Raw genomic sequence first — 22136 nt, forward strand, 5'->3', positions numbered from 1 at the left:
ATGGCCGATGGCCGATAGTAGTGAGCCGCAGTTTCATGACGTGATCAAGCTGATGTCCTTGCCCTCCCCGCACTTTCAACCGCCCGTGCAGGCCTGCATGCTTGACCTGGACGGGACGCTCGTCGACACCCTCGGCGACTTCATCGCCGTGATCGGCCTGACGCTGACCGACCTGGGCCTGCCGGGCGTCACACGCGACTTCATCGAGCGCACCATTGGCCGTGGCGGCGAGCACCTGGTGCGCATGACGCTGGCCGAGGCTGGCGGCGAAACCAAGCAGTTCGACCGCGCCTGGGTGCTCTACCAGCGCCACTACGCGGCCGTCAACGGCGAGCACGCGGCTGTCTATCCGGGCGTCATCGAAGGGCTTGAGTTGCTGCGCTCGCTGGACCTGCCCTTGGCCGTGCTGACCAACAAGCCCGCCGCGCCGGCGCGCGAGCTGCTGCGCCGCAAGGGGCTGGACGGCTACTTCCGCCACGTCTTCGGTGGCGACGATTTCGCGCGCAAGAAGCCCGACCCGCTGCCGCTGATCAAGACCTGCGAGGCCTTGGGGCAGCCGCCCGCATCAACCTGGATGGTGGGCGACTCACGCAACGACGCCGAAGCGGCGCGCGCGGCAGGCTGCCCGCTGGTGCTGGTGACCTATGGCTACAACCACGGCGAGGACATCCGCACGGTCCCGGCACTGCAGCATCTGGACCGGCTGGACGAGATGAGGCTCAGCGGCGTGCCTTCTTGATGCCGAGCAGGGCATCCTTGAGGTTGTCATCGGCAGGTTTGTCGCCCAGCCAGATGCGCAGCAGCGCGGTGAAGAACTCCGGCTCCTTGATCGGCTCGGGCATGACGGATTTGCCATTCAGCAACAGCGTCGAGCCCAGGCCGGGCACGTAGTCGACCGAGAAGTTGTCGCCGCTGTTGAGCTGCTTGCGGCTGGCGAAGATTTCGCTGAGCTTGAGCACGCCGTTGATGGACTTGACGAATTCGTCGCGCGGCGCGTTGGCTTCCATGCCCTTGACGAAGAGCTTGCCCAGCTCGTTGCCGTCGATGTCACGCAGCATCTGGATATGGATGCGCTTGGGGCCGGGCGCGGCGAGCACCTCGGCCGTCGAGCCACCCTTCTGGGTCAGGTACAGGCCGGCCGTGTAGACCTTGACGACGAACTTGTAGCGGATGCCGGCGCCGTTGAGCTGCAGCTTCTGGCCAGCCAAGTCCAGTGCCGGCTCGTACTTCACATTGGCGACCTCGACCACCTGGGCCGAGGCGACTCCCCCCGTCAGACTGCCCGCAGCCAGCAGGGCCGCGACGATGAATGCGCGCATATCTCGCTCCGTTATCGTGCCGCGATGGCGGCATCTTCGTGAGCCGAAGTATGGCGCGTGGAGGCGAAAAACCCGCTGATACACTGACCCGATCATGTTCATCACGCGGAAGTACATCACGGGGTCGAGCGACCGGGGAGCCTGGCCCTGGCGTCGCTGGTTCGCCGCCGACTGATGCTGCTTGGCGCGCCCTGACGCGCTTATTCTCGCGTTGCCCGTTCTCCACCGGGCTGCACGCCAAGCCCTGAAACTTGTCTTTTCAAGGTTTGTGTCGTGATCACTGAACTCGAATTCCAGAGCCTCGCCGCCGAGGGCTACAACCGCATCCCGCTGATCAGCGAGGCCTTTGCGGATCTCGAAACCCCGCTGTCCCTCTACCTCAAGCTCTGCGCGCCCGGCTCGGGGCCGTGCCGCAACAGCTTCCTGCTCGAATCGGTCGTCGGCGGCGAGCGCTTCGGTCGCTACTCCTTCATCGGCCTGCCGGCGCGCACGCTGATCCGCGCGACGGGCCAGCGTTGCGAAGTGCTGACCGACGGCGCCATCGTCGAGACGCACGAGGGCAACCCGCTCGACTTCATCGCCGCCTACCAGGAGCGCATCAAGCCGCGCATCCCCGCCGGCCTGCCGCGCTTCTGCGGCGGCCTGGCCGGCTACTTCGGCTACGAGGCCGTGCGCGCCATCGAGAAGCGCCTGGACCGCGACCACAAGGGCGAGTCCCTGGGCACGCCTGACATCGTGCTGCTGCTGTCCGAGGAAGTCGCCGTCATCGACAACCTGTCGGGCCGGCTCTACCTCATCGTCTGGGCCGACCCCCGCCAGCCCGAGGCTTACTTCCGCGCCAAGAAGAAGCTCTCGCTGCTGCGCGACAAGCTGACCTACTCGGTCAGCGTGCCCAAGGTCCAGCGGAGCGAGTCGCACGCGCCGACACGCGCCTTCGCCAAGGCCGATTACCTCGCCGCCGTGGCCAAGGCCAAGGAGTACATCGCCGCCGGCGACCTGATGCAGGTGCAGGTGGGCCAGCGCATCTCCAAGCCCTACAAGGCAGAGCCGATTGCGCTGTACCGGGCGCTGCGGGCGCTGAACCCCAGCCCCTACATGTACTTCTACGACCTGGGCGACTTCCAGATCGTCGGCGCCAGCCCCGAGATCCTGGTGCGCGAGGAACACGCGAGCGACGGCAGCCGCAAGGTCACGATCCGCCCGCTGGCCGGCACCCGCCCGCGCGGCGCGACGCCCGAGCGAGACATCGAACTCGAAGCCGAGTTGCAGGCCGATCCCAAGGAGCGCGCCGAGCATCTGATGCTGATCGACCTGGCGCGCAACGACATCGGCCGCATCGCCCGCACCGGCAGCGTCAAGGTGACGCAGGCCTTCACCATCGAGCGCTACTCGCATGTCATGCACATCGTCTCCAACGTCGAGGGGACGTTGCGAGAGGAGGTCGGCCAGCTCGATGTGCTCAAGGCCACCTTCCCCGCCGGCACGCTGACGGGTGCGCCCAAGGTGCGCGCGATGGAGCTCATCGACGAGCTGGAGCCCGTGCAGCGCGGCATCTACGGCGGCGCCTGCGGCTACCTGAGCTTTGCCGGCGACATGGACCTGGCGATCGCCATCCGCACCGGCATCATCAAGAACGGCATGCTTTATGTGCAGGCGGCGGCGGGGGTCGTTGCGGATTCCGTTCCAGAGCTTGAGTGGCACGAAACCGAAGCCAAAGCCAGAGCGCTTTTGCGCGCCGCTGAACTCGTCGAGGAGGGCTTCTAAATGCTGCTAATGATCGACAACTACGACAGCTTCACCTTCAACATCGTCCAGTACTTCGGTGAACTGGGCGCCGACGTGAAGGTGGTGCGCAACGACGAGATCAGCGTCGCCGAGATGGCAGCGCTGGACCCGGATCACATCGTCTTCTCGCCCGGCCCCTGCACGCCCACCGAGGCGGGCGTCTGCGTCGAAGCCATTCAGCACTTCATCGGCAAGAAGCCGCTGCTGGGCGTGTGCCTGGGCCACCAGGCCATGGGCCAGGCGCTGGGCGGCAAGATCATCCGCGCGCAGCGCCAGATGCATGGCAAGGCCAGCACGATCACGACCGACCAGCGCGGCGTCTACACGGGCCTGCCCAAGGAGTTCAGCGTCATCCGCTACCACTCCCTGGTCATCGAGGAAGCGACGCGCCCGGCGGTGCTGGAGATCACGTCGCGCAGCGAGGACGGCGAGATCATGGGCGTGCGCCACCGCGAACTGGCCGGCACCGCTACGCCCTGCGAGGGCGTGCAGTTCCACCCCGAGTCCATCCTCAGCGAGCACGGCCACGCGATGCTGCGCAACTTCCTGGAGTTGAGGGCGTGAGCGACTACGCGCCGTCCTCGGGCAGCGGCGGCAGCGCCGTTGTCGACCTGCGCAGCGACACGGTCACCAAGCCGACGCCGGCCATGCTGGAGGCGATCAAGGTAGCCAAGGTCGGCGACGATGTCTTTGGCGACGACCCCACCGTCAACGCTCTGCAGGAGCGCGTCGCCGCGCTGCTCGGCAAGGAGGCCGCCCTCTTCATGCCCAGCGGCACGCAGAGCAACCTCTGCGGGCTGCTGGCCCATTGCGGCCGCGGGGACGAATACCTCGTCGGCCAGCTTGCACACACCTACCGCTACGAAGGTGGTGGTGCGGCCGTGCTGGGCAGCATCCAGCCCCAGCCGCTGCCCAATCAGCCCGACGGCACGATCCGGCTCGAAGACATCGCCGCGGCCATCAAGCCCGACGACCCGCACTTCGCGCGTACGCGGCTGCTGGCGCTGGAGAACACCTGGGGTGGCAATGTGCTGCCGGCCGCCTACGTGGCTGACGCGTGCGAGCTGGCCCACTCGCGCGGGCTGGCCACGCACCTGGACGGCGCCCGGCTGTTCAATGCGGCAGTCGCGTCCGGTCAATCGGTGGCCCAGCTGGCGCGTGATTTCGACTCGGTCTCCATCTGCTTCAGCAAGGGCCTGGGCGCGCCCATCGGCTCGATGCTGGTGGGCTCGCGCGAGCTGATCGCCCGCGCCCACCGCATCCGCAAGATGGTCGGCGGTGGTCTGCGCCAGGTCGGCCTGCTGGCTGCGGCGGCCGACCATGCACTGACCCATCACGTCGAGCGCCTGGCCGATGACCATGCGCTGGCCAGGCGCCTGGCAGACGGCCTGGCCGCACTGCCGGGTGTCACGGTCACGCCACCGCAGACGAATATCGTCTTTGCCCAGGTCAGCGACGGTCGCACGCCGGCGCTGCTGGAACACCTGAAGTCTTGCGGCGTGCTGGCGACCGGCTTGATCGGCCTGCGCTTTGTGACTCATCTGGACGTCGATGCCGCAGGCGTCGACCACGCCATCGCGGCGGCCCGCGAGTTCCTGACGGAGGCTTGATCGTGTCCACATCCACGCTGCTCACCGCGCTGTACGAACAAAAGGCCGCCATCAACCGCGAGTTCTTCGCAGCGCTGGCCGGCGCACCGTTGTCGCCCGACAACCGCCACATCGCCATCCGCACCCTCAACCACATCCACACGGTGGACCGCATCTTTGCCGCCCACCTGCGCGGCGAGCCGCACGCCTTCACGGCCAGCAACACCGCGGCCACGCCGACGCTGGACGAACTGCGCACCTCGGTCGAACAGGTGGACGGCTGGTATGTCGACTATGTGCGCGCGCTGGCACCCGAGCAGTTCGAGGAAGTGCTGAGCTTTCGCTTCACCGACGGCGACGCCGGCCGCATGAGCCGCGAGGAGGTCCTGGCCCATGTCATCCACCATGGCAGCCACCACCGCGGCAATGTCGGCATGCTGATGAAGCAGGTCGACCAGCCGCCACCACGCGACCTGTTCACCCGCTACCTGCACCAGCAAGAACCCCAGCGCCGATCCGAGGTCTGACATGCCCATCACCGACACCGAAGCCCTGACCCGCGTCATCGAGCACCGCGAGATCTTCCACGACGAGATGCTGACGCTGATGCGCCGCATCATGGCCGGCGAGATGTCGCCCGTCATCGCCGCGGCCCTGCTGACCGGCCTGCGCGTGAAGAAGGAAACCATCGGCGAGATCACCGCCGCCGCGCAGGTCATGCGCGAGCTGTCCAACAAGGTGCCGCTGGGGCCGCTGCCCCATCTGGTCGACGTCGTCGGCACCGGCGGCGACGGCGCGCACAGCTTCAATATCTCCACCTGCTCGATGTTCGTCGCCGCGGCGGCCGGCGCCCAGGTCGCCAAGCATGGCAACCGCAGTGTCAGCAGCAAGACCGGCAGCGCCGACGTGCTGGAGGCCCTGGGCGCCAACATCCAGCTCGCCCCGCGCGCGGTGGCCGCCTGCCTGGACGAATGCGGCATCGGCTTCATGTTCGCGCCCAACCACCACCCGGCGATGAAGAACATCGCGCCGGTGCGCCGCGAGCTGGGTGTGCGCACCATCTTCAACATCCTGGGCCCGCTGACCAACCCGGCCGGCGCGCCCAACATCCTGATGGGCGTCTTCCACCCCGACCTGGTCGGCATCCAGGTGCGCGTGCTGCAGCGCCTGGGCGCCGAGCACGCCCTGGTCGTCTACGGCAAGGACGGCATGGACGAGATCTCGCTGGGCGCAACGACGCTGGTCGGCGAGCTGCGCAACGGCGCCGTGCGCGAGTACGAGATCCACCCCGAGGACTTCGGCATGGCCATGGCCAGCAACCGCAGCCTCAAGGTCGAGAACCCGGAGCAGTCGCGCGAAATGCTGGTCGGCGTGCTCGACGGCAACCCCGGCCCGGCGCGCGACATCGTGCTGCTGAACGCCGGTGCGACGCTGTATGCCGCCAACGTGGCGCCGACATTGGCCGACGGCATCGCGCGCGCGCGCGCGGCGCTGGACAGCGGCGCGGCGCGTGCCAAGCTGGATGCCTTCGTCAAGCAGACTCAGCACCTGGGGGAAAGCTGATGAGCGACATCCTGAACCGCATCGTCGAGGTCAAGCGGGACGAGATCGCGGCTGCCAAGCTCAAGCGCTCGCTAGCGTCGCAACGTGAGGAGGCCGAGGCCCGCAAGCCCGAGCGCCTGGGCTTCGAGCGCTCTCTGCGCGCCAGCATCGCGGCCGGCCGCGCGGCGGTCATTGCCGAGATCAAGAAGGCCAGCCCCAGCAAGGGCGTGCTGCGCGAGGACTTCAAGCCGGCCGTGATCGCCGAGACCTACGCGCGCAATGGCGCCGCCTGCCTGAGTGTGCTGACGGACGAGCGCTTCTTCCAGGGCTCCATCGCCTATCTGCAGGAAGCGCGCGCCGCCTGCGAACTGCCGGTGCTGCGCAAGGACTTCATGGTGGACGAATACCAGGTCATGCAGGCCGGCGCTATTGGATCGGACTGCATCCTGCTGATCGCTGCCTGCCTGGCCGACTCGCAGATGGCCGACCTCGAAGCCGCCGCGCATGCGCTGGGCATGGACGTGCTGGTCGAAGTGCACGACGGCGACGAACTGGACCGCGCGCTGAAATTGAAGACGCCGTTGGTCGGCATCAACAACCGCAACCTGCGCACCTTCGACGTGACGCTGGAGACGACGCTGGGGCTGCTGCCGCGCGTGCCGGCGGACCGGCTGCTGGTGACCGAATCCGGCATCCTCGGCGCGGCCGACGTGAAGCGCATGCGTGACGCCAACGTGCACGCCTTCCTCGTCGGCGAGGCCTTCATGCGAGCGCCCGATCCGGGCCAGGCGCTGGCGACACTGTTCGCATGAACTTCCCGCTGCGTCTGCCGGACACCGACTGGCGCCCGGTCGTCGACGCCTGGGCCGCCAGCCCCGTGGGCCAGAAGCTGCTGGCCTATCTGGCCGAGCGCCGTGCAGCCGGCGCCACCATCTACCCGCCCGAACCGCTACGCGCGTTGACGCTGACGCCACTGGCCAGCACCCGCGTCGTCATCCTCGGCCAGGACCCCTACCACGGCCCCGGCCAGGCCGAGGGCCTGAGCTTCAGCGTGCCCGAGGGCGTGCCGCTGCCGCCCAGCCTGCGCAATATCTTCAAGGAGATCCAGCGCGACCTTGGCAAGCCCTTCCCGCCCAATGGCAGCCTGGTGCGCTGGGCCGAAGGCGGCACGCTGCTGCTGAACGCCGTGCTGACGGTGGAAGACGGGCAAGCCGCCAGCCACGCCAACAAGGGCTGGGAGGCATTGACCGACGCCCTCATCAAGGCCGCCGCCGAGGACCCGGCGCCGAAGGTCTTCATGCTCTGGGGCAGCTATGCCCAGGCCAAGGCGCCGCTGATCGAGGCGGCCCGGCAGGATCACCTCGTGCTCAAGGCCAACCACCCGTCGCCGCTGTCCGCGCTCAAGCCACCGCGGCCCTTCATCGGCTGCGGGCATTTCTCGACGGCCAAGGCCTGGCTGGAAGAGCGGGGCCGCGTTTCGCCTCGCCAGGCCTGAGTCGTCGTCAGGCGCGGATTGTTCCGCCGCGCGCAATTCGCCGTTCTGCTGCGCCCGCTTTTTCCCGCGGCGTGCAATTCCTAAAGTGACAACCTGTCGGCACTCCTTCGCGGTGCTGGCCAGGAGAGTCACCATGAACAACAGCACCCGGTCCTTTTTCTCGCTCATCACCGCCGCGACTGCCGTCACGGCGCTGGCCGCCGGCCTGGTGCTGGCGATCAGCGCGCCCGCCCCGGCGATCGAGGCTGTCGGCCCGGCAGTTGTGGCCACCGCGACCTCCGAAGAAGCCTAAGCCGACAGGCCGCAGCGAATCTTCATGCCGGCAGTCGATGACTGGCCGAGCAATTCCACCACCCAGTCAACGAAGACGCGCAGCTTGCTGCTGAGGTGGCGGTTGGGCGGATAGACGACATGCACAGGGATGGCGTCGCACTGCCACTCGTCCAGGATGCGCACCAGCGCGCCGCTCTTGATCAGCGGCGCGGCCATGAAACAGGTCAGCTGCATGACCCCCAGATGGGCCAGGCCCGCATTGAGATAACCACTGGCGTCATTGACGGCAATGACGTGGTTGCCGACGACATCCACCACCTCGTCATCGCGCCGGAAGCTGTCCGGCAGCAGCTTGCCGCTGCGCGCCGAGAAGTAGCCCACCATGCGATGCGGCGCCTGGCCCAGCTCCAACGGATGGGCCGGCGTGCCATGGCGGCGCAGGTACTCTGGCGTGGCGCAGGTGACGATGTGGAACTCGCCGATGCGGCGCGCCACCAGGCTCTGGTCGGTCAACTCGCCGCCGCGGATCACGCAGTCGATGTTGTCGCTGATCAAGTCCACCGTGCGGTCACTGACGCCGAGCTCGATCTGGATGTCCGGGTAGCGGGCATAGAAGTCCGGCAGCGCCGGGATGATCATTTCCCGGCCCACCACGCCCGGCACATCGATGCGGATGCGCCCGCGCGGCGTCACGCGCGCCTGGCTCATGCTGCCTTCGAGTTCTTCCAGGTCGCCCAGCAGCCGCATCGCGCGCTCGTAGTAGGCAGCGCCATCGGGCGTGACCGTGACGCGCCGCGTCGTGCGGTTCAGCAACTTGGTGCGCAGGTGCGATTCCAGCGTCTGGATCAGGCGGGTGACGGTGGCCTTGGGCAGGTCCAGCGAGTCGGCCGCCTTGGTGAAGGTGCCGGCCTCGACGACCCGGACATAGGCTTGCATAGCGGAGAGTCGGTCCATGCGGCGATTGTTCCAGGTTGGGGAAAAGTGAGTCACTTTCATCCCCGTTTATCCCTAGGCCGTTGATCTCTATCTTTCGCCCCATGGACAAGTTCGCCGCCCCCACCACTTTGCTCCTGGGCCCCGCGCCGGGTCTCGTGGCCCAGGTCTACGCTGCACGCCGGCCGCTGGATGGCGGCGCACGGGCCCTGGTGCTCTTCCTGCATGACGGCAGCTTCACGAGCGGCTCGCTTGAATCGGCACGTGCGCGCAGCGAGATGCTGGCCGAGGCGGGTGCCGATGTCGTCTCGCTGGATTACCCGCTCGCACCCGAGCATCCCTTTCCCACCGGCCTGAGCGCCGCCTTCGAAGCCCTGCAGGCCTTGGCCGCCAAGCCGGCCAAGCTGACCAGCAGCGCGCAAACCGCCCTCTTCGTCGCCGGCGAGGAAGCTGGCGGCAACCTGGCCGCTGCGCTGGCGCTGATGGCACGCGACCAGCGGGCACCCCACCTGGCAGGGCAGTTGCTGATCGCGCCGATGCTGGACCCGCAGCTTGGCAGCGCGTCGATGCGCGAAGGCGAATGCGGCCATTGCGAATGCATCTATGCCAAGGGCTGGCAGGCCTACCTGGGTGGCAGCACCCGCGCCGACCATCCCTATGCCGCGCCGCTGAACGCCAGCCGCCTGTCCGGCCTGGCGCCGGCGCTGATCCTCAGCGTCGCCGGCCACCCGCTCAACGATGAAGCCCGCCGCTATGCCGCTGCGCTGCGTGAGCACGGCGGCGCCGCCAAGGAGCTGACGTTGCCGGCCTTGGCGCCCGGCTATGTGCTGGCCGCCATCCATGAATTCCTGAGCCAGGCCGCCGGCCGGGCTGTGTCACCGCCTTCTGCTTGAAAACCCCGGGAGAAATCGAAATGCCATCCAACCCTCGCTTCAACCGCCGCCTTGGCTTCATCGTCGGCGCCATTGCTCTGGCCGGCCTCGGCGCTGTCGGCTTCGCGCAGTTTGGCCAGCCCGCGCTGGCCAATGCCGGTCCCGCCGCGCCGCCGGCCACGCCGGTCTCCGTGGCTCAAGTTCTCAGCCAGGACGTGGCCGCCTGGAACGAGTTCTCCGGTCGGCTCGAAGCCGTGGAGCGCGTGGACGTGCGGGCCCGCGTGTCGGGCGCCGTGCAGGCGGTCCACTTCCGCGAGGGCAGCCTGGTGAGGGCGGGCGACCTGCTCGTCACCATCGATCCCGCGCCCTACCAGGCCGAAGTCGCGCGCTTTGAAGCCCAGGTGGCCGCCGCGCAGGCGCGCGTGACCTATTCGCACAGTGAGGCGCAGCGCGCCAAGGCCCTGTGGGAAGACCGCGCCGTGGCGCGCCGCGAGTTCGACGAGAAGGACAACGCCGCCCGCGAGGCCGCCGCCAACCTGCGCGCAGCCCAGGCCGCGCTGCAGTCGGCGCAGCTGAGCCTGGGCTACACGCAGGTGCGCGCGCCGGTGGCGGGCCGTGTCGGCAAGATCGAGGTCACGCAGGGCAACCTGGTCGCCGCCGGTGCCGGCGCGCCGGTGCTGACGACGCTGGTATCGGTCAGCCCCATCTACGCCAGCTTCGATGCCGACGAGAAAGTCGTGCGTGAAGCGCTGGCGTCATTGCCTAACGGCGCCGCCGAGCGGCGCGGCATCGAGCGCATTCCGGTCGAGATGCTGGCGGGCAGCGGAACTGTGGAAGACAGGTCCACCACCGGCCGCTTGCAGCTCATCGACAACCAGGTGGACGCCAGGAGCGGCACGCTGCGCGTGCGTGCCGTGTTCGACAACAAGGACGGCGCGCTGATGCCGGGTCAGTTCGCCAAGCTGCGCCTGGGCCAGGCCAGGAACGAGGCGGCGCTGCTCGTCAACGAGCGCGCCGTCGGCACCGACCAGGACAAGCGCTACGTCATCGTCGTGGGCAAAGGCAACCAGGCCGAATGGCGGCCGGTGACGCTGGGCGCCAACGTGAACGGCCTGCGCGTCGTGACCAGCGGGCTGAAGGCCGGCGAGCGTGTCGTCGTTGGCGGCGTGCAGCGCGTGCGACCCGGTACCGTGCTGGCACCGAAAGACGTGGCGATGGACGCCAAGCCCGAGTTGCAAGCCAAGCTTGCAGCCAAGGCGTCCTGACCTAGCGCCGCTCCACCCTCCGTAGCAAGCCCTGCGACCAGGCCGCCTCTGACCGGCCTGCGGGGAAGGCTTTGCCTTCAGAAAGAAGAAAAATGAACCTCTCCAAGTTCTTCATCGACCGCCCCATCTTCGCGGGCGTGCTGTCGCTGCTGATCTTCATCGGCGGCCTGCTGTCGATCCGCGCGCTGCCGATCTCGGAGTATCCCGACGTCGTGCCGCCCTCGGTCGTCGTGCGCGCGCAGTACCCCGGCGCCAACCCCAAGGTCATCGCCGAGACGGTGGCCACGCCACTGGAAGAGGCCATCAACGGCACCGAGGACATGCTCTACATGAGCAGCCAGGCGACCACCGACGGCCTGATGACGCTGACCGTCAGCTTCAAGCTCGGCACCGACCCCGACAAGGCCCAGCAACTGGTGCAGAACCGGGTCTCGCAGGCCGAGGCGCGCCTGCCCGAGGAGGTCAAGCGCCTGGGCGTGACGACGGTCAAGAGCAGCCCCGACCTGACCATGGTCGTGCACCTGACCTCGCCCAACGACCGCTACGACATGACCTATCTGCGCAACTACGCGCTGCTCAATGTCAAGGACCGCCAGGCGCGCATCCAGGGCGTCGGCCAGGTGCAGTTGTTCGGCGCAGGCGACTACTCGATGCGCGTCTGGCTGGACCCGCAGAAGGTGGCCGAGCACGGCCTGTCGGCGAGTGACGTGGTGGCCGCCATCCGCAGCCAGAACGTGCAGGCGGCGGCCGGCGTGGTGGGCGCGTCGCCGGGGCTGCAGGGCATCGACCTGCAGCTGTCCGTCAATGCGCAAGGCCGGCTGACGTCGGTCGAGGAGTTTGGCGACATCATCGTCAAGAGCGGTGCCAACGGAGCGGTCACGCGGCTGCGTGACCTGGGGCGCCTGGAACTGGGCGCCAGCGAATACGCGCTGCGCTCTCTGCTGGACAACAAGCCCGCCGTCGCGGTGCCGGTCTTCCAGGCTCCCGGCGGCAACGCGCTCGACATCTCCAGGAACGTGCGCGCCACGATGGAAGAGCTGAAGGCCGCCATGCCCGAGGGCGTGGACTACACCATCGTCTACGACCCGACGCAGTTCGTGCGCGCCTCCATCGAGTCCGTCATCCACACGCTGCTGGAAGCGGTCGCGCTGGTCGTGCTGGTCGTCATCCTGTTCCTGCAGACCTGGCGCGCGTCCATCATCCCGCTGCTGGCCGTGCCGGTGTCCATCGTCGGCACCTTCGCCGTCATGCACGGCTTCGGTTTCTCGATCAACGCGCTGAGCCTGTTCGGCCTGGTGCTGGCCATCGGCATCGTCGTCGACGACGCCATCGTCGTGGTCGAGAACGTGGAGCGCAACATCGCCTCCGGCCTGTCGCCACGCGACGCGACCTACCAGGCGATGCGTGAGGTCTCCGGCCCCATCATCGCCATCGCGCTGACGCTGATCTCGGTGTTCGTGCCGCTGGCCTTCATCACCGGCCTGACAGGCCAGTTCTACAAGCAGTTCGCGCTGACCATCGCCATCTCGACGGTGATCTCGGCGATCAACTCGCTGACACTCTCGCCCGCCCTGGCCGCGCTGCTGCTGAAGGGCCACGACGCGCCCAAGGACGCGCTGACGCGCGGCATGGACAAGGTCTTCGGCCGCTTCTTCGCCGGCTTCAACCGCCTGTTCGCCAGCAGCTCCGAGAAGTACGGCAGCGGCGTGAAGACGCTGATGTCGCGCAAGGCGCTGATGATGGTCATCTACCTGGCGCTGGTGGCGGCCACGACCGGCCTGTTCAAGGCCGTGCCCGGCGGCTTCGTGCCGGGCCAGGACAAGCAATACCTGATCGGCTTCGCCCAGCTGCCCGACGGCGCCACGCTGGACCGCACCGAGGACGTCATCCGCCGCATGACCGACATCACGCTGAAGACCCCGGGTGTCGAGCACGCGGTGGCCTTCCCCGGCCTGTCCATCAACGGTTTCACCAACAGCTCCAGTTCGGGCATCGTCTTCGCCACGCTCAAACCTTTCGCGGAGCGCAAGACCAAGGACCTGTCGGCTGGCGCGATTGCCGGTTCGCTGAACGGGCAGTACGGCGCCATCGAGGACGCCTTCATCGTCATGTTCCCGCCGCCGCCCGTGCAAGGCCTGGGCACGACGGGTGGCTTCAAGCTGCAGCTGCAGGACCGCGGCGGCGTGGGCTACGAGGTGATGGACCAGGCGGTCAAGGCCTTCATGGCCAAGGCCGGCACCACGCCGGAACTCGCCGGCCTGTTCTCCAGCTACCAGGTCAACGTGCCGCAGCTGTTCGCCGACCTCGACCGTACCCGCGCCCGCCAGCTCGGCGTGGCCGTGACGGACGTGTTCGACACGATGCAGATCTACCTCGGCAGCCTGTACGTGAACGACTTCAACCAGTTCGGCCGCACCTATTCGGTCCGCGTGCAGGCCGATGCCGCCTACCGCGCGCGAGCCGAAGACATCGGCGCGCTGAAGGTGCGCTCAAACACGGGCGAGATGGTGCCGCTGTCTGCGGTGATGAAGGTGTTGCCCAGCTTCGGGCCGGAGCGTGCCATGCGCTACAACGGCTTCCTGGCCGCCGACATCAACGGCGGCGCCGCACCCGGCTTCTCGTCGGGCCAGGCCCAGGCTGCGGTGGAGCGCATTGCCGCCGAGACGCTGCCACCGGGCGTCGGCTTCGAATGGACCGACCTGACCTACCAGGAAAAGATCGCTGGCAATTCAGGCGCCTGGGTCTTCCCGCTGGCCATCCTGCTGGTCTTCCTGGTGCTGGCCGCCCAGTACGAAAGCCTGACTCTGCCTATCGCCATCCTGCTGATCGTGCCCATGGGCCTGCTGGCGGCGATGGGCGGGGTCTGGCTGAGCAGTGGCGACAACAACGTGTTCACGCAGATCGGCTTGATTGTGTTGGTCGGTCTATCCGCCAAGAACGCGATTCTTATCGTCGAGTTCGCCCGCGAGCTGGAATTTGCCGGCCGCACGCCGGTGCAGGCCGCGCTGGAGGCGGCACGCCTGCGGCTGCGGCCCATCCTGATGACGTCGATGGCCTTCGTCATGGGCGTGCTGCCGCTGGTGCTGAGCACCGGCGCCGGCGCCGAGATGCGCCAGGCCATGGGCATCGCGGTGTTCGCCGGAATGATCGGCGTGACGCTGTTCGGCCTGTTCCTGACCCCGCTGTTCTACGTCATCGTGCGCCGCCTGACCGGCAACGCACCGCTGCGCCATCACGGCGGGCAGGTCGCGCATCCGGCCGCCATCCCGCAAGGAGAGTGATCATGAAACTGAACCTGACTCCACTGTTTGCAGCGCTGCTGCTGGCGGGTTGCGCGTCGGTCGGCTCCGTCGACCCGGCCCCGCTGCCCCTGGCACCCGGCGCCTACAAGACCACGGCCGCGAACGACGCAACTGCGCTGACCGCCAGCTGGTGGCAGAGCTTCGCTGACCCCGTGCTGGACGAGCTCGTCGGCCGTGCAATGGCGGCCAACACCAGCGTGCAGGCTGCCGCCAACCGGCTGGCGCAGGCCCGCGCCGTGCTGGGCAGCGCCGAGGCCTCTCGGCTGCCGCAAGTCGGCGTGGCCGCCGGTGCCGGCCGCGCTGCCGACCCCGGCGCGCGAGCCATCACGCGGTACAGCGCCGGCCTGGACCTGGCCTACGAGCTGGACCTGGGCGGCCGCCTGCTGCACGAGCGCAACGCCTCAGCGCTGGACGTGCAAGCCCGCGAGCAGCTGCTGGCCGACGCGCGCCTGCTGGTGCAGGCCAATGTGGCCCGCAGCTACCTGGCACTGCGAGCACTCGACGCCGAGCGCGAGATCGTCGCAGGCACGGTTGCCGCCTATGGCGAAACCCTGTCGCTGACCGAGAAGCGCGCCCGGGCCGGCGACGTGGCCGACCTGGACGTGGCCCGCGTGCAGGCCGAGCTGGCCGCCAACGAGGCCGAGGCGCTGGCGCTGGAGCGGCGCCGCCTCGAACTGGAGACGGCGCTGGCGGTGCTGCTGGGTGAGGCGGCGTCCAGCTTTCGGCTCGTACCGGCCACGTGGGCGACCGCCCTGCCCGCCGTGCCGGCAGGACTGCCCAGCGAACTGCTGCAGCGCCGTCCCGACCTCGCCGCAGCGCGCAGCCAGCTACAGGCGGCAAAGGCCCGCGTCGGCGTCGCCCAGGCCGCCTGGTGGCCCAGCCTGGCGCTGACGGCCCAGGGCGGCGGCGCGTCCAGCGAGCTGTCCAACCTGCTCAGGAGCGGCGCCAGCACCTGGGGCATCGGTCTGCTGGCGGCCTTGCCGATCTTTGATGGTGGCCGCCGCGAGGCCGGCGTCCAAGCCGCCAGGGCCCAGCTCGACGGCTCGGCAATCGCCTTTCGCGAGCAGTTCCTGCTGGCGCTGAAGGAGGTGGAAGACCAGCTCGGCGCGCTGACCCTGCTGCGGGCCCAGGGTGAAGCGAACGCCCGGGCCGTCAGCGCTGCGAGCCAGGCTCTGCGCCTGTCCGACACGCGCTACCGCAACGGCCTGGTCAGCCAGCTGGAGCTGCTGGACGCACGCCGCAGCGAGCTCGCCAACAGGCGCGCCGCGCTGCAGGTCCGCTCGGCGCAGTACCAGACCACGGTCGGCCTGATCCGCGCCCTCGGTGGGGGCTGGGCTACCGGCGCTTGAGCATCGCGACGTTCACCGTCGAACGCACTTCGAAGCCCAGGCTTTCGTAGAGCGCAATCGCGACGGTGTTCGTCGCCCAGGCGTGCAGGAAGGGCTGCTCGCCGCGCCGCTGGATCTCGGCCGTCACGGCCGCAGACAAGCGCCGCGCGAGGCCGCGCCCACGGAAGTCGGGATGCGTGCAGACGCCGCTGAGCTCGACGTGACCAGCAAAGCGCATCCGCTCGCCGGCCATGGCGACGAGGCACCCGTCGACGCGCAGGCCGACAAAGCGGCCCATGGTGTGCGTGCGCGGCAAGAACGGCCCGGGCTCGGTCAACGTGGCAAGCGCCAGCATGTCCGCCGCATCGGCCTCGCCGAGTGGCCGCAGGTCTTCGTCAGTTTCAAGCCGGCACGTCGCCAGCATCTGCACGCCCTGCGCTTGCTTGACGGCTTCGAGACCGTGCGGCACGACGATGCGCGGGGCCTGAACCAGATAGGCGAAACCGTCGCCGCGCTGCAGGAGTTCGGTCAATGCTTCGAGGCTCTCCACGCCGTCGTCGGGCGTGGCCGCAAAGCGATTGATGTCCGGCTTGAAGCGCCGCGCCCGCTCGTCGCCGATGCCCCATTGCGGCTGCTGCGCAAGGCTGGCCCAGACGGGCCGGTCGAGTGCGTTCATGGCTGCACGCGCTGCAGCAGCGGCGCTTCGACCAGCGCGTCTTCGAGCGCGGTGAGCTGGCTGAGCAGGTCGCCGCTCAGCGCTGCGCAGGCCTGGGCCACGGCCGCCTCGATGGCCGGCCAGGCCTCGCGCTGCGCACGCTGAACGAGGCCTCGACCCTTGCGGCTGAGTGCAATGCGACGCACGCGGCGGTCTGCTTCAGAGGTTTCAGAGCCGACCAGGCCATCGTCCTCCAGCCCGCGCAGCGAACGCGTGATGACGGGCTGGCTGACGCCCACCGCCTGGCTCAGCTCGCCGACGCTCAGCGGTCCAAGCCGGTCCAGCGCCGCGAGCAGCGGAAAGTAGGCGGCCGGCTGCTCGAAGCCATGCGCCGCCAGCACCGACTGGGTCTGTGCCTGCAGCGTCTCACCCAGGCGCCTGAGCCGCGTGCCCAGGCTCAGGTGGCCCAGCTCCTTGACGACATCTTCGATCACAGTGAATCCCGCAAGCCGATATGCATAGCATGCTATGCAATGGCGGGGAGTTCGTCAATGGATTGCGCGGATAGCGGGGCCGCGCCAAGGCGGGCGGGCGCGTTCGCCGACTAAGGCAGCGTCTTGCAGTTGGGCTTGCAGACGACCTCGTTGCGGCCCAGCAGCCGGATGGACTGAAGGCTGGCCGGCGCGCGGTGCTTGCCGCATTTGAAGCAGGAGCGGGTGTGGCCGCTGCCGAGGAAGGGCGAACCGCCGATTTTCGACTGGTAGCGCAAGCCATCCTGGCGGACCGCGGTGACGGTGTCTTTGCTCATTCTTCAGACAGGTCAAGACGAAAGATGAATTGACGCACGAGGAAGATGACAAAACCATCTCGCAAGCCCGTGGTTGTCGGCCCAAACGGCCGATAACCACGGGGTTTCCCTGCCCCGATCTGCGGGGTCGGGCAGCAAGGACAATGCGGCCCCGCTTCCGAACACCCCATGGCCAAGCTCTTTTTCCGTTATGCGGCGATGAACGCCGGCAAGTCCACCGCGCTGCTGCAGGTGGCGCACAACTACGAGGAGCGCGGGCACCGCGTGCGCATCTTCACGGCGCGCCTGGATGACCGTTACGGCTGCGGCTTCGTCACGTCGCGCCTAGGGCCGCAGCGCGAGGCGGAGCAGTTCGATGCCAGCACCGACTTTCTGGCCTTGCTAGGCGCAAATGAAGCCGGCCCCGGCATCGCCTGCATCCTCATCGACGAAGCGCAGTTCCTGACCAAGCGGCAGGTGCAGCAACTCCATGAGATGGCCCATCTGCGCAACCTGCCGGCCATCTGCTACGGCCTGCGCACCGACTTCCAGGGCGAACTCTTCCCCGGCTCGGCCACGCTGCTGGCGCTGGCCGACGAGATGGACGAGATGAAGACGATTTGCGACTGCGGCCGCAAGGCGACGATGAACATGCGTGTGGACGCCAACAACCGCAAGGTCACCGAAGGCGCGCAGGTGGAGATCGGCGGCAACGCGCGCTATCGCTCCGTCTGCGGCCGCTGCTTCCGGCAAGGATAGAAAAGCAAAGGCGGCCCACGGCCGCCTTTGCTCGGTGCATGTCGCCTAGGAGGTCAGCCCCGCCTGATCGGTGGGGCCGGGGGCGACTTACTTGGCCGCGATCTGCGCGTCCAGCTCCTTGCAGGACGGCGAACATACGGGCTGCGACTTGCCCAGGAGCTTCTTGGACTTGAGCATCGCGCGCGGGCGGTGCTTGCCGCAAAGGAAGCAAGACATCGTTGCTGCGCCGAAAGAAGAGGTCGCCGCGAACGGCGAGCCCGGGGCTTTGGAGCGGTAGCGCAGACCATCCGCTTCGATGGTGGTCTTGGTGGTTTCTTTGGCCACGCTGGTCCTGTCGAAGAGTGTTGTGAAGGGGTAGCGCCGGGCGGCGCAGACCCTGTATTTTCCACCATATGGCCAATACCCTGGCCTAGGGCTTTCAACACCCCTTGAAATTAGCCGTTCTCTTGCCCGCCCAAGCGGCCTGGCCCTCGACCAGATCGTTCGAATCGCGCGCCCGCCGGATGTCAGCCGCGAGCCTGGTCAGGTCCAGCCGCCCCGCGGCTATCCCATTGAGATGCTGCTTCATCGGCAACAGCGCCAACGGCGCCATGGCCAGCAGTTCGGCCGTCAGCGCCGCCACCGACGCGTCCAGCGCGCCGACGTCGGGCAGGAGCTGGTCGAGGTAGCCGCAGCCGAGCAGTGCCGCCGCATCCAAGGTGCGACCGGCCAGCAGCACCTGCTTGGCCGTGGCCAGGCCGAGGCGATTGACGAAGCGGGCCAACCCGCCCGCGTAGAAATGCAGGCCGATGCGCGCCGCGGGCACGAACATCTCGACGGCCGGCACGCCAAGGCGGAAGTCGCAGGCCAGCGCGAGGTCTGCTGCACCGCCGTAGACGCCGCCGTGCAGCCGGGCAATCGTGATTGGCCGCGCCGCCTCCAGCGCATCGGCCAGTGCACAGAAGCGCGCACCCGCGTCGACGGCGCCGAGCGCGCCGAGGTCGAAGCCACTGCAGAAATGCCTGCCCTCGCCGCGCAGCACGAGCACGCGCACGGTCTCGTCGGCGTTGACCGACTCGACCAGGCCCCCAAGAGTGGCCAGGTCGTCGACGGTCAGGCGGTTGGCCTGGCGCGGCCGACGCAGCGTGATGCGTGCGACGCCGGCGTCGATCTCCAACAGAGGCGCCTGGCCGCTGCTCACACGCGCCGCCGCACGACGCCGCCCTTGGCGGCATAGTGGCCATTCACCCGCGCGAGGCTGGCGCTGCGCTCGGCATCGATCAGCTCGCGCAGTGCCTGGGCATGGACAAGGCGCAGGCCGGCGTCCTGGTGCAGGACAAGTTCCGCGACCAGCACCCAGTCCGCTTCCAGCCCCGCCGACCAGATCTGCGCCCGCGGCGGCAGCTCGGCCAGCAGCTGGTGCAAGGCGCCAAACACCGTGTCTGCACCAATGAGGCCGGCAAGCTCCGGCCAGCGGCCGAGCAGCGGTGCGTCGACGCTTTGCGGCCGCCACAGCGCGCACAGCCATTGCGGCATGTGCGTTTGGACCAGCGGCCCGTCGGGCGTCTGCACCACCTCGGTGGTCGCGCCCCTGACGCGGCGCGCCAGCGCCGTCCAGGCCAGCGGCTGCCAGCGGGAAAGCAGCCGCGGGTCGCGCGCCGGACGGTTCGGGGCGGCCGGGAGTTCCAGCACCGGCGCTTCGACGACCACGGGCGGCCGGGGCACATGGGGCAGCTTCACCTCGCCGATGACTCGCAGCAGATCCGGCGCGGCTGGCGGCGGCTCAGCGCGGAAGTCCAGCACGGGCGCCTCGCCGTCCACGGGGACAGGCGCTGCCGCTACCTCAGCTTGATCGGCAGCTTCGTTCAGAGACTGCGGCATCGCCTCGGGGGCGGGTGGCTCAATCGGGCCGCCCGCAACCATCGCCGCGGGCGACAGTGCAGGTGCTTCAGCCACCTCAATGCGGGCAGGCAACGGACGCTTTTCGGCGACCTCGATGTCTTCCACGTCCTGCATCTCGTAACCCCGCGCCTTCACCCAGGCCTTCTTGGCATCGTCGAGCTTCGCGCCGCCCGCGCGCAGCAAGGGATTCAGCTTCAGATCCAGCGGCGGGAGGCTGGGTGCCCGCCAGCCATCGAGCGCATGCGTGGAATCGAAAGCCTCGCGTTCGGCACGGGGCATGACGAGCCTTGTATCGACTTCGTTCGGCGCGCGACGGCTGGCGGGCCGCAGCGAATCAAGCTTCAGCGCGAGATCGACGGCCGGCGGTGCGGGCACACGCCAGCCGTCCAGGGCGTGGGTGGGATCGAAGGGGTCGGGCTGGGCCATGGTTTGCAAGCCGAAGCATTGTGACGACGTAAGCTCGCGCATCCACCGTCATAAACACGTCATGTTGCATACCCGCCGTTGCCTGTTGAGCCTGGCCCTGGCCAGCACCCTGTCCGCCTGCTCGACCATGGCGCCTCCCGACACGGCGCCGCAACGTCCCAAGCTGATCGTCCTCGTCGTCATCGACGGCCTGCCAATGCGTCAGGTCACCGGCTACCGCGACCAGCTCGCGCCCGATGGCCTGGCACGCTTGCTGGACCGTGGCCGCTGGTTCGCGGATGCCCACTACAGCCACGGCCACACGGTGACGGCGTCCGGCCACGCGGTCATGCTCAGTGGTGCCCATCCACAGCGCAGCGGCATCATCAGCAACGAATGGCGCGATCCGGCCACCGGCGAGCCGGTCTACAACACCGGCGACACCGCCCACACCTACCTCGACAACCCCACGGCGCCGCTGTCCGGCACCAGCCCGCGCAACCTCAAGGTCGAGACGCTCGGCGACGTGCTGCGCACGCGCACGCCCGAGTCCAAGGTCATCGCCATCTCCGGCAAGGACCGCGGCGCCATCCTGCCGGCCGGGCACCTGGGCACGGCATATATGTACATGGGCGAGTCTGGCAGCTTCTCGTCCAGCACTTACTACATGGCCAAACTGCCGCAATGGGTGAGGGACTTCAACGCGGCCAAACCGGCCGACGCCTTCTTCAGGAAGACCTGGGCGCCGCTCCTGCCTGAAGCCGCCTATGCGCGGTCCTCGCCCGATGGCCAGCCTTGGCAGGTCGCCAGCGGCAACGGCAACAGGCTGCCCGCCATCATCGGCGACAAGATGGACAGCCCGGGACCGCGCTTCTACGGCGGCCTGGTGGCCACACCCTTTGCCGACGAGCTGACGCTTGCCTTCGCCCGCGCCGCCGTCACGAACGAGAAGCTGGGCCAGCGCGGCCTGCAGGACATCCTGTCGGTCAGCCTGTCCAGCCATGACTACATCAACCACGCTTTCGGTCCCGAGTCGCGGCTCTCGCATGACCATGTGCTGCATCTGGACCGCCACCTGCATGGGTTCTTCCAGTTCCTCGACAAACAGGTGGGCGCGGGCAACTACGTGCTGGCGCTGACGTCCGACCATGGTTTCAGCGACACGCCGGAATGGGCCAGCAGCCAGGGCCGCGACGCGGGTCGCTTCCATGGCAGCCCGTCGCTGGCCACTGTGAACGCGGCGCTGGCAGCGAAGTTCGGTGTCGACAAGCTGGCGCGCAACTTCTCTGCGGCCGGCCTCCTGCTCGACGACCAGCTTGCGGCCGCGCGTGGCCTGAACTACGCCAATGTGCAGGCCGCCGCCCGCGAGGAACTGCTGAAGCTACCCGGCGTGGCCACGGTCTTCACGCGCGAGCAGCTGTTGGGGGCCGACGCGTCAACGCCGTATCTGGAGGCAATGCGCAAGTCCTTCGATCCGACGCGCGCCGCGCAATTGCAGGTCGTGCTCAAGCCCAACTGGATCGTCAGCTACCGTCCGGGCGGCAGCACGCATGGCAGCCCCTACGACTACGACACCCACGTGCCGCTGATGTTCTGGGGCCCGGGCTATGTCGGCCGGGGCGAAGTCAAGGCGCGCGCCGAAGTGGCCGACCTGGCGCCGACGCTGGCCGCCCTCGCTGGCCTGCCCGCGCCGGCCCAGTCCCAAGGCCGCGACCTCGGACTCAAACCCTAGCCAACAAGGCCTCCGCGGACTCGCCCCAGACGGCCTCGGTCAAGCCGGTCGCGCCCAGCCGGCCGCCCAGCGCCGCAGCCTGAGCCGGGCCGGTGGACGGCAGCATGACAAGCAGCCGGCCATCCTGCAGCCTCAAGCAGCCGTCTTCGCCGCGGATGCGGGCCAACAGTTCGGCAGGATCGGCGTCGGCCGCAAGTGTCGCGATGGACAGGGG

Annotated in this window: 24 protein-coding genes; 15 read left to right on the forward strand and 9 right to left on the reverse strand. The window is 68.4% G+C overall.

What is annotated here, in order from left to right; genetic code table 11:
* The first annotated feature begins 97 nt into the window (after positions 1-97).
* Positions 98-739 (forward strand): HAD-IA family hydrolase, encoded by a 642-nt coding sequence (locus tag ACT6S0_RS12305; RefSeq protein WP_444764116.1) that lies wholly within the window; start codon positions 98-100, stop codon positions 737-739.
* Here the strand turns inward: ACT6S0_RS12305 and ACT6S0_RS12310 are convergent.
* Positions 720-1319 carry a chalcone isomerase family protein gene (locus ACT6S0_RS12310; RefSeq protein ID WP_444764117.1) on the reverse strand — a complete coding sequence of 200 codons (600 nt, stop codon included), beginning with the start codon at positions 1317-1319 and terminating at the stop codon, positions 720-722. The two genes, ACT6S0_RS12305 and ACT6S0_RS12310, sit on opposite strands and share 20 nt — an antisense overlap.
* A 273-nt stretch (positions 1320-1592) precedes the next feature.
* Between ACT6S0_RS12310 and trpE the strand changes: the two genes are divergently transcribed.
* The 8 genes from trpE (at position 1593) to ACT6S0_RS12350 (ending at position 8022) form a co-directional block, all read left to right on the forward strand.
* Positions 1593-3083, forward strand: coding sequence for an anthranilate synthase component I (gene trpE / locus ACT6S0_RS12315; RefSeq protein ID WP_444764118.1), 1491 nt, complete (start codon positions 1593-1595; stop codon positions 3081-3083).
* Positions 3084-3668 carry an anthranilate synthase component II gene (locus ACT6S0_RS12320; RefSeq protein WP_444764119.1) on the forward strand — a complete coding sequence of 195 codons (585 nt, stop codon included), beginning with the start codon at positions 3084-3086 and terminating at the stop codon, positions 3666-3668.
* 83 nt (positions 3669-3751) lie between these two features.
* Complete coding sequence (ltaE, locus tag ACT6S0_RS12325; RefSeq protein WP_444764137.1) at positions 3752-4714, forward strand: low-specificity L-threonine aldolase; 963 nt, start codon at positions 3752-3754, stop codon at positions 4712-4714.
* Between the two features lie 2 nt (positions 4715-4716).
* The gene (locus ACT6S0_RS12330; protein ID WP_444764120.1) at positions 4717-5220 is read left to right on the forward strand and encodes a DinB family protein; all 504 of its coding nucleotides are present in this window, start codon (positions 4717-4719) and stop codon (positions 5218-5220) included.
* A gap of 1 nt (position 5221) precedes the next feature.
* Entirely contained in the window at positions 5222-6256 is a 1035-nt protein-coding gene (gene trpD, locus ACT6S0_RS12335) for an anthranilate phosphoribosyltransferase (RefSeq protein ID WP_444764121.1), read from the forward strand.
* Positions 6256-7047, forward strand: a complete 792-nt coding sequence (gene trpC, locus ACT6S0_RS12340; RefSeq protein WP_444764122.1) for an indole-3-glycerol phosphate synthase TrpC — start codon at positions 6256-6258, stop codon at positions 7045-7047. The genes trpD and trpC overlap by 1 nt, the downstream gene beginning before the upstream one ends.
* Positions 7044-7730 (forward strand): uracil-DNA glycosylase, encoded by a 687-nt coding sequence (locus ACT6S0_RS12345; protein ID WP_444764123.1) that lies wholly within the window; start codon positions 7044-7046, stop codon positions 7728-7730. The genes trpC and ACT6S0_RS12345 overlap by 4 nt, the downstream gene beginning before the upstream one ends.
* A 133-nt stretch (positions 7731-7863) precedes the next feature.
* Entirely contained in the window at positions 7864-8022 is a 159-nt protein-coding gene (locus ACT6S0_RS12350; protein ID WP_444764124.1) for a hypothetical protein, read from the forward strand.
* Here the strand turns inward: ACT6S0_RS12350 and ACT6S0_RS12355 are convergent.
* Complete coding sequence (locus ACT6S0_RS12355) at positions 8019-8957, reverse strand: LysR family transcriptional regulator (RefSeq protein WP_444764125.1); 939 nt, start codon at positions 8955-8957, stop codon at positions 8019-8021. The genes ACT6S0_RS12350 and ACT6S0_RS12355 overlap by 4 nt on opposite strands.
* Positions 8958-9040: 83 nt before the next feature.
* Between ACT6S0_RS12355 and ACT6S0_RS12360 the strand changes: the two genes are divergently transcribed.
* The 4 genes from ACT6S0_RS12360 (at position 9041) to ACT6S0_RS12375 (ending at position 15724) form a co-directional block, all read left to right on the forward strand.
* The gene (locus ACT6S0_RS12360) at positions 9041-9829 is read left to right on the forward strand and encodes an alpha/beta hydrolase fold domain-containing protein (protein WP_444764126.1); all 789 of its coding nucleotides are present in this window, start codon (positions 9041-9043) and stop codon (positions 9827-9829) included.
* A 20-nt stretch (positions 9830-9849) separates the two neighbouring features.
* Positions 9850-11073 (forward strand): efflux RND transporter periplasmic adaptor subunit, encoded by a 1224-nt coding sequence (locus tag ACT6S0_RS12365; RefSeq protein ID WP_444764127.1) that lies wholly within the window; start codon positions 9850-9852, stop codon positions 11071-11073.
* A 92-nt stretch (positions 11074-11165) separates the two neighbouring features.
* Entirely contained in the window at positions 11166-14354 is a 3189-nt protein-coding gene (locus ACT6S0_RS12370; RefSeq protein ID WP_444764128.1) for an efflux RND transporter permease subunit, read from the forward strand.
* A gap of 2 nt (positions 14355-14356) precedes the next feature.
* On the forward strand, positions 14357-15724 hold the full coding sequence (locus ACT6S0_RS12375; RefSeq protein ID WP_444764129.1) for an efflux transporter outer membrane subunit: 1368 nt from the start codon (positions 14357-14359) through the stop codon (positions 15722-15724).
* On the opposite strand, the gene ACT6S0_RS12380 is transcribed toward ACT6S0_RS12375, so the two are convergent.
* The 3 genes from ACT6S0_RS12380 to ACT6S0_RS12390 all read right to left on the reverse strand — a co-directional run bounded on the left by ACT6S0_RS12380 (position 15711) and on the right by ACT6S0_RS12390 (position 17166).
* Positions 15711-16379, reverse strand: coding sequence for a GNAT family N-acetyltransferase (locus ACT6S0_RS12380; RefSeq protein ID WP_444764130.1), 669 nt, complete (start codon positions 16377-16379; stop codon positions 15711-15713). The two genes, ACT6S0_RS12375 and ACT6S0_RS12380, sit on opposite strands and share 14 nt — an antisense overlap.
* Entirely contained in the window at positions 16376-16852 is a 477-nt protein-coding gene (locus ACT6S0_RS12385; protein WP_444764131.1) for a MarR family winged helix-turn-helix transcriptional regulator, read from the reverse strand. Before ACT6S0_RS12385 ends, ACT6S0_RS12380 begins: the two co-directional genes overlap by 4 nt.
* 110 nt (positions 16853-16962) lie before the next feature.
* Entirely contained in the window at positions 16963-17166 is a 204-nt protein-coding gene (locus ACT6S0_RS12390) for a hypothetical protein (protein WP_056266871.1), read from the reverse strand.
* Between the two features lie 168 nt (positions 17167-17334).
* On the opposite strand from ACT6S0_RS12390, the gene ACT6S0_RS12395 reads away from it, so the two are divergent.
* Positions 17335-17904: a thymidine kinase gene (locus tag ACT6S0_RS12395; protein ID WP_444764132.1), complete on the forward strand. Its 570-nt coding sequence runs from the start codon at positions 17335-17337 to the stop codon at positions 17902-17904.
* 87 nt (positions 17905-17991) lie between these two features.
* Here the strand turns inward: ACT6S0_RS12395 and ACT6S0_RS12400 are convergent, their stop codons facing one another.
* From ACT6S0_RS12400 to ACT6S0_RS12410, 3 genes are all read right to left on the reverse strand, one after another.
* Positions 17992-18228: a hypothetical protein gene (locus ACT6S0_RS12400; RefSeq protein WP_056266878.1), complete on the reverse strand. Its 237-nt coding sequence runs from the start codon at positions 18226-18228 to the stop codon at positions 17992-17994.
* 94 nt (positions 18229-18322) lie between these two features.
* Positions 18323-19060 carry an enoyl-CoA hydratase/isomerase family protein gene (locus ACT6S0_RS12405; RefSeq protein WP_444764133.1) on the reverse strand — a complete coding sequence of 246 codons (738 nt, stop codon included), beginning with the start codon at positions 19058-19060 and terminating at the stop codon, positions 18323-18325.
* A gap of 20 nt (positions 19061-19080) precedes the next feature.
* A complete protein-coding gene (locus ACT6S0_RS12410) occupies positions 19081-20211 on the reverse strand; it encodes a hypothetical protein (RefSeq protein WP_444764134.1) in 1131 nt (376 codons plus the stop codon).
* A 61-nt stretch (positions 20212-20272) separates the two neighbouring features.
* Between ACT6S0_RS12410 and ACT6S0_RS12415 the strand changes: the two genes are divergently transcribed.
* Entirely contained in the window at positions 20273-21922 is a 1650-nt protein-coding gene (locus ACT6S0_RS12415; protein ID WP_444764135.1) for an alkaline phosphatase family protein, read from the forward strand.
* Here ACT6S0_RS12415 and ACT6S0_RS12420 read toward each other — a convergent pair.
* Positions 21912-22136, reverse strand: a 225-nt coding sequence (locus tag ACT6S0_RS12420) for a hypothetical protein (protein ID WP_444764136.1), incomplete at its 5' end; no start/stop codon positions are given. The two genes, ACT6S0_RS12415 and ACT6S0_RS12420, sit on opposite strands and share 11 nt — an antisense overlap.

This window comes from Roseateles sp., assembly GCF_052436255.1.
GTDB lineage: Bacteria > Pseudomonadota > Gammaproteobacteria > Burkholderiales > Burkholderiaceae_C > Pelomonas.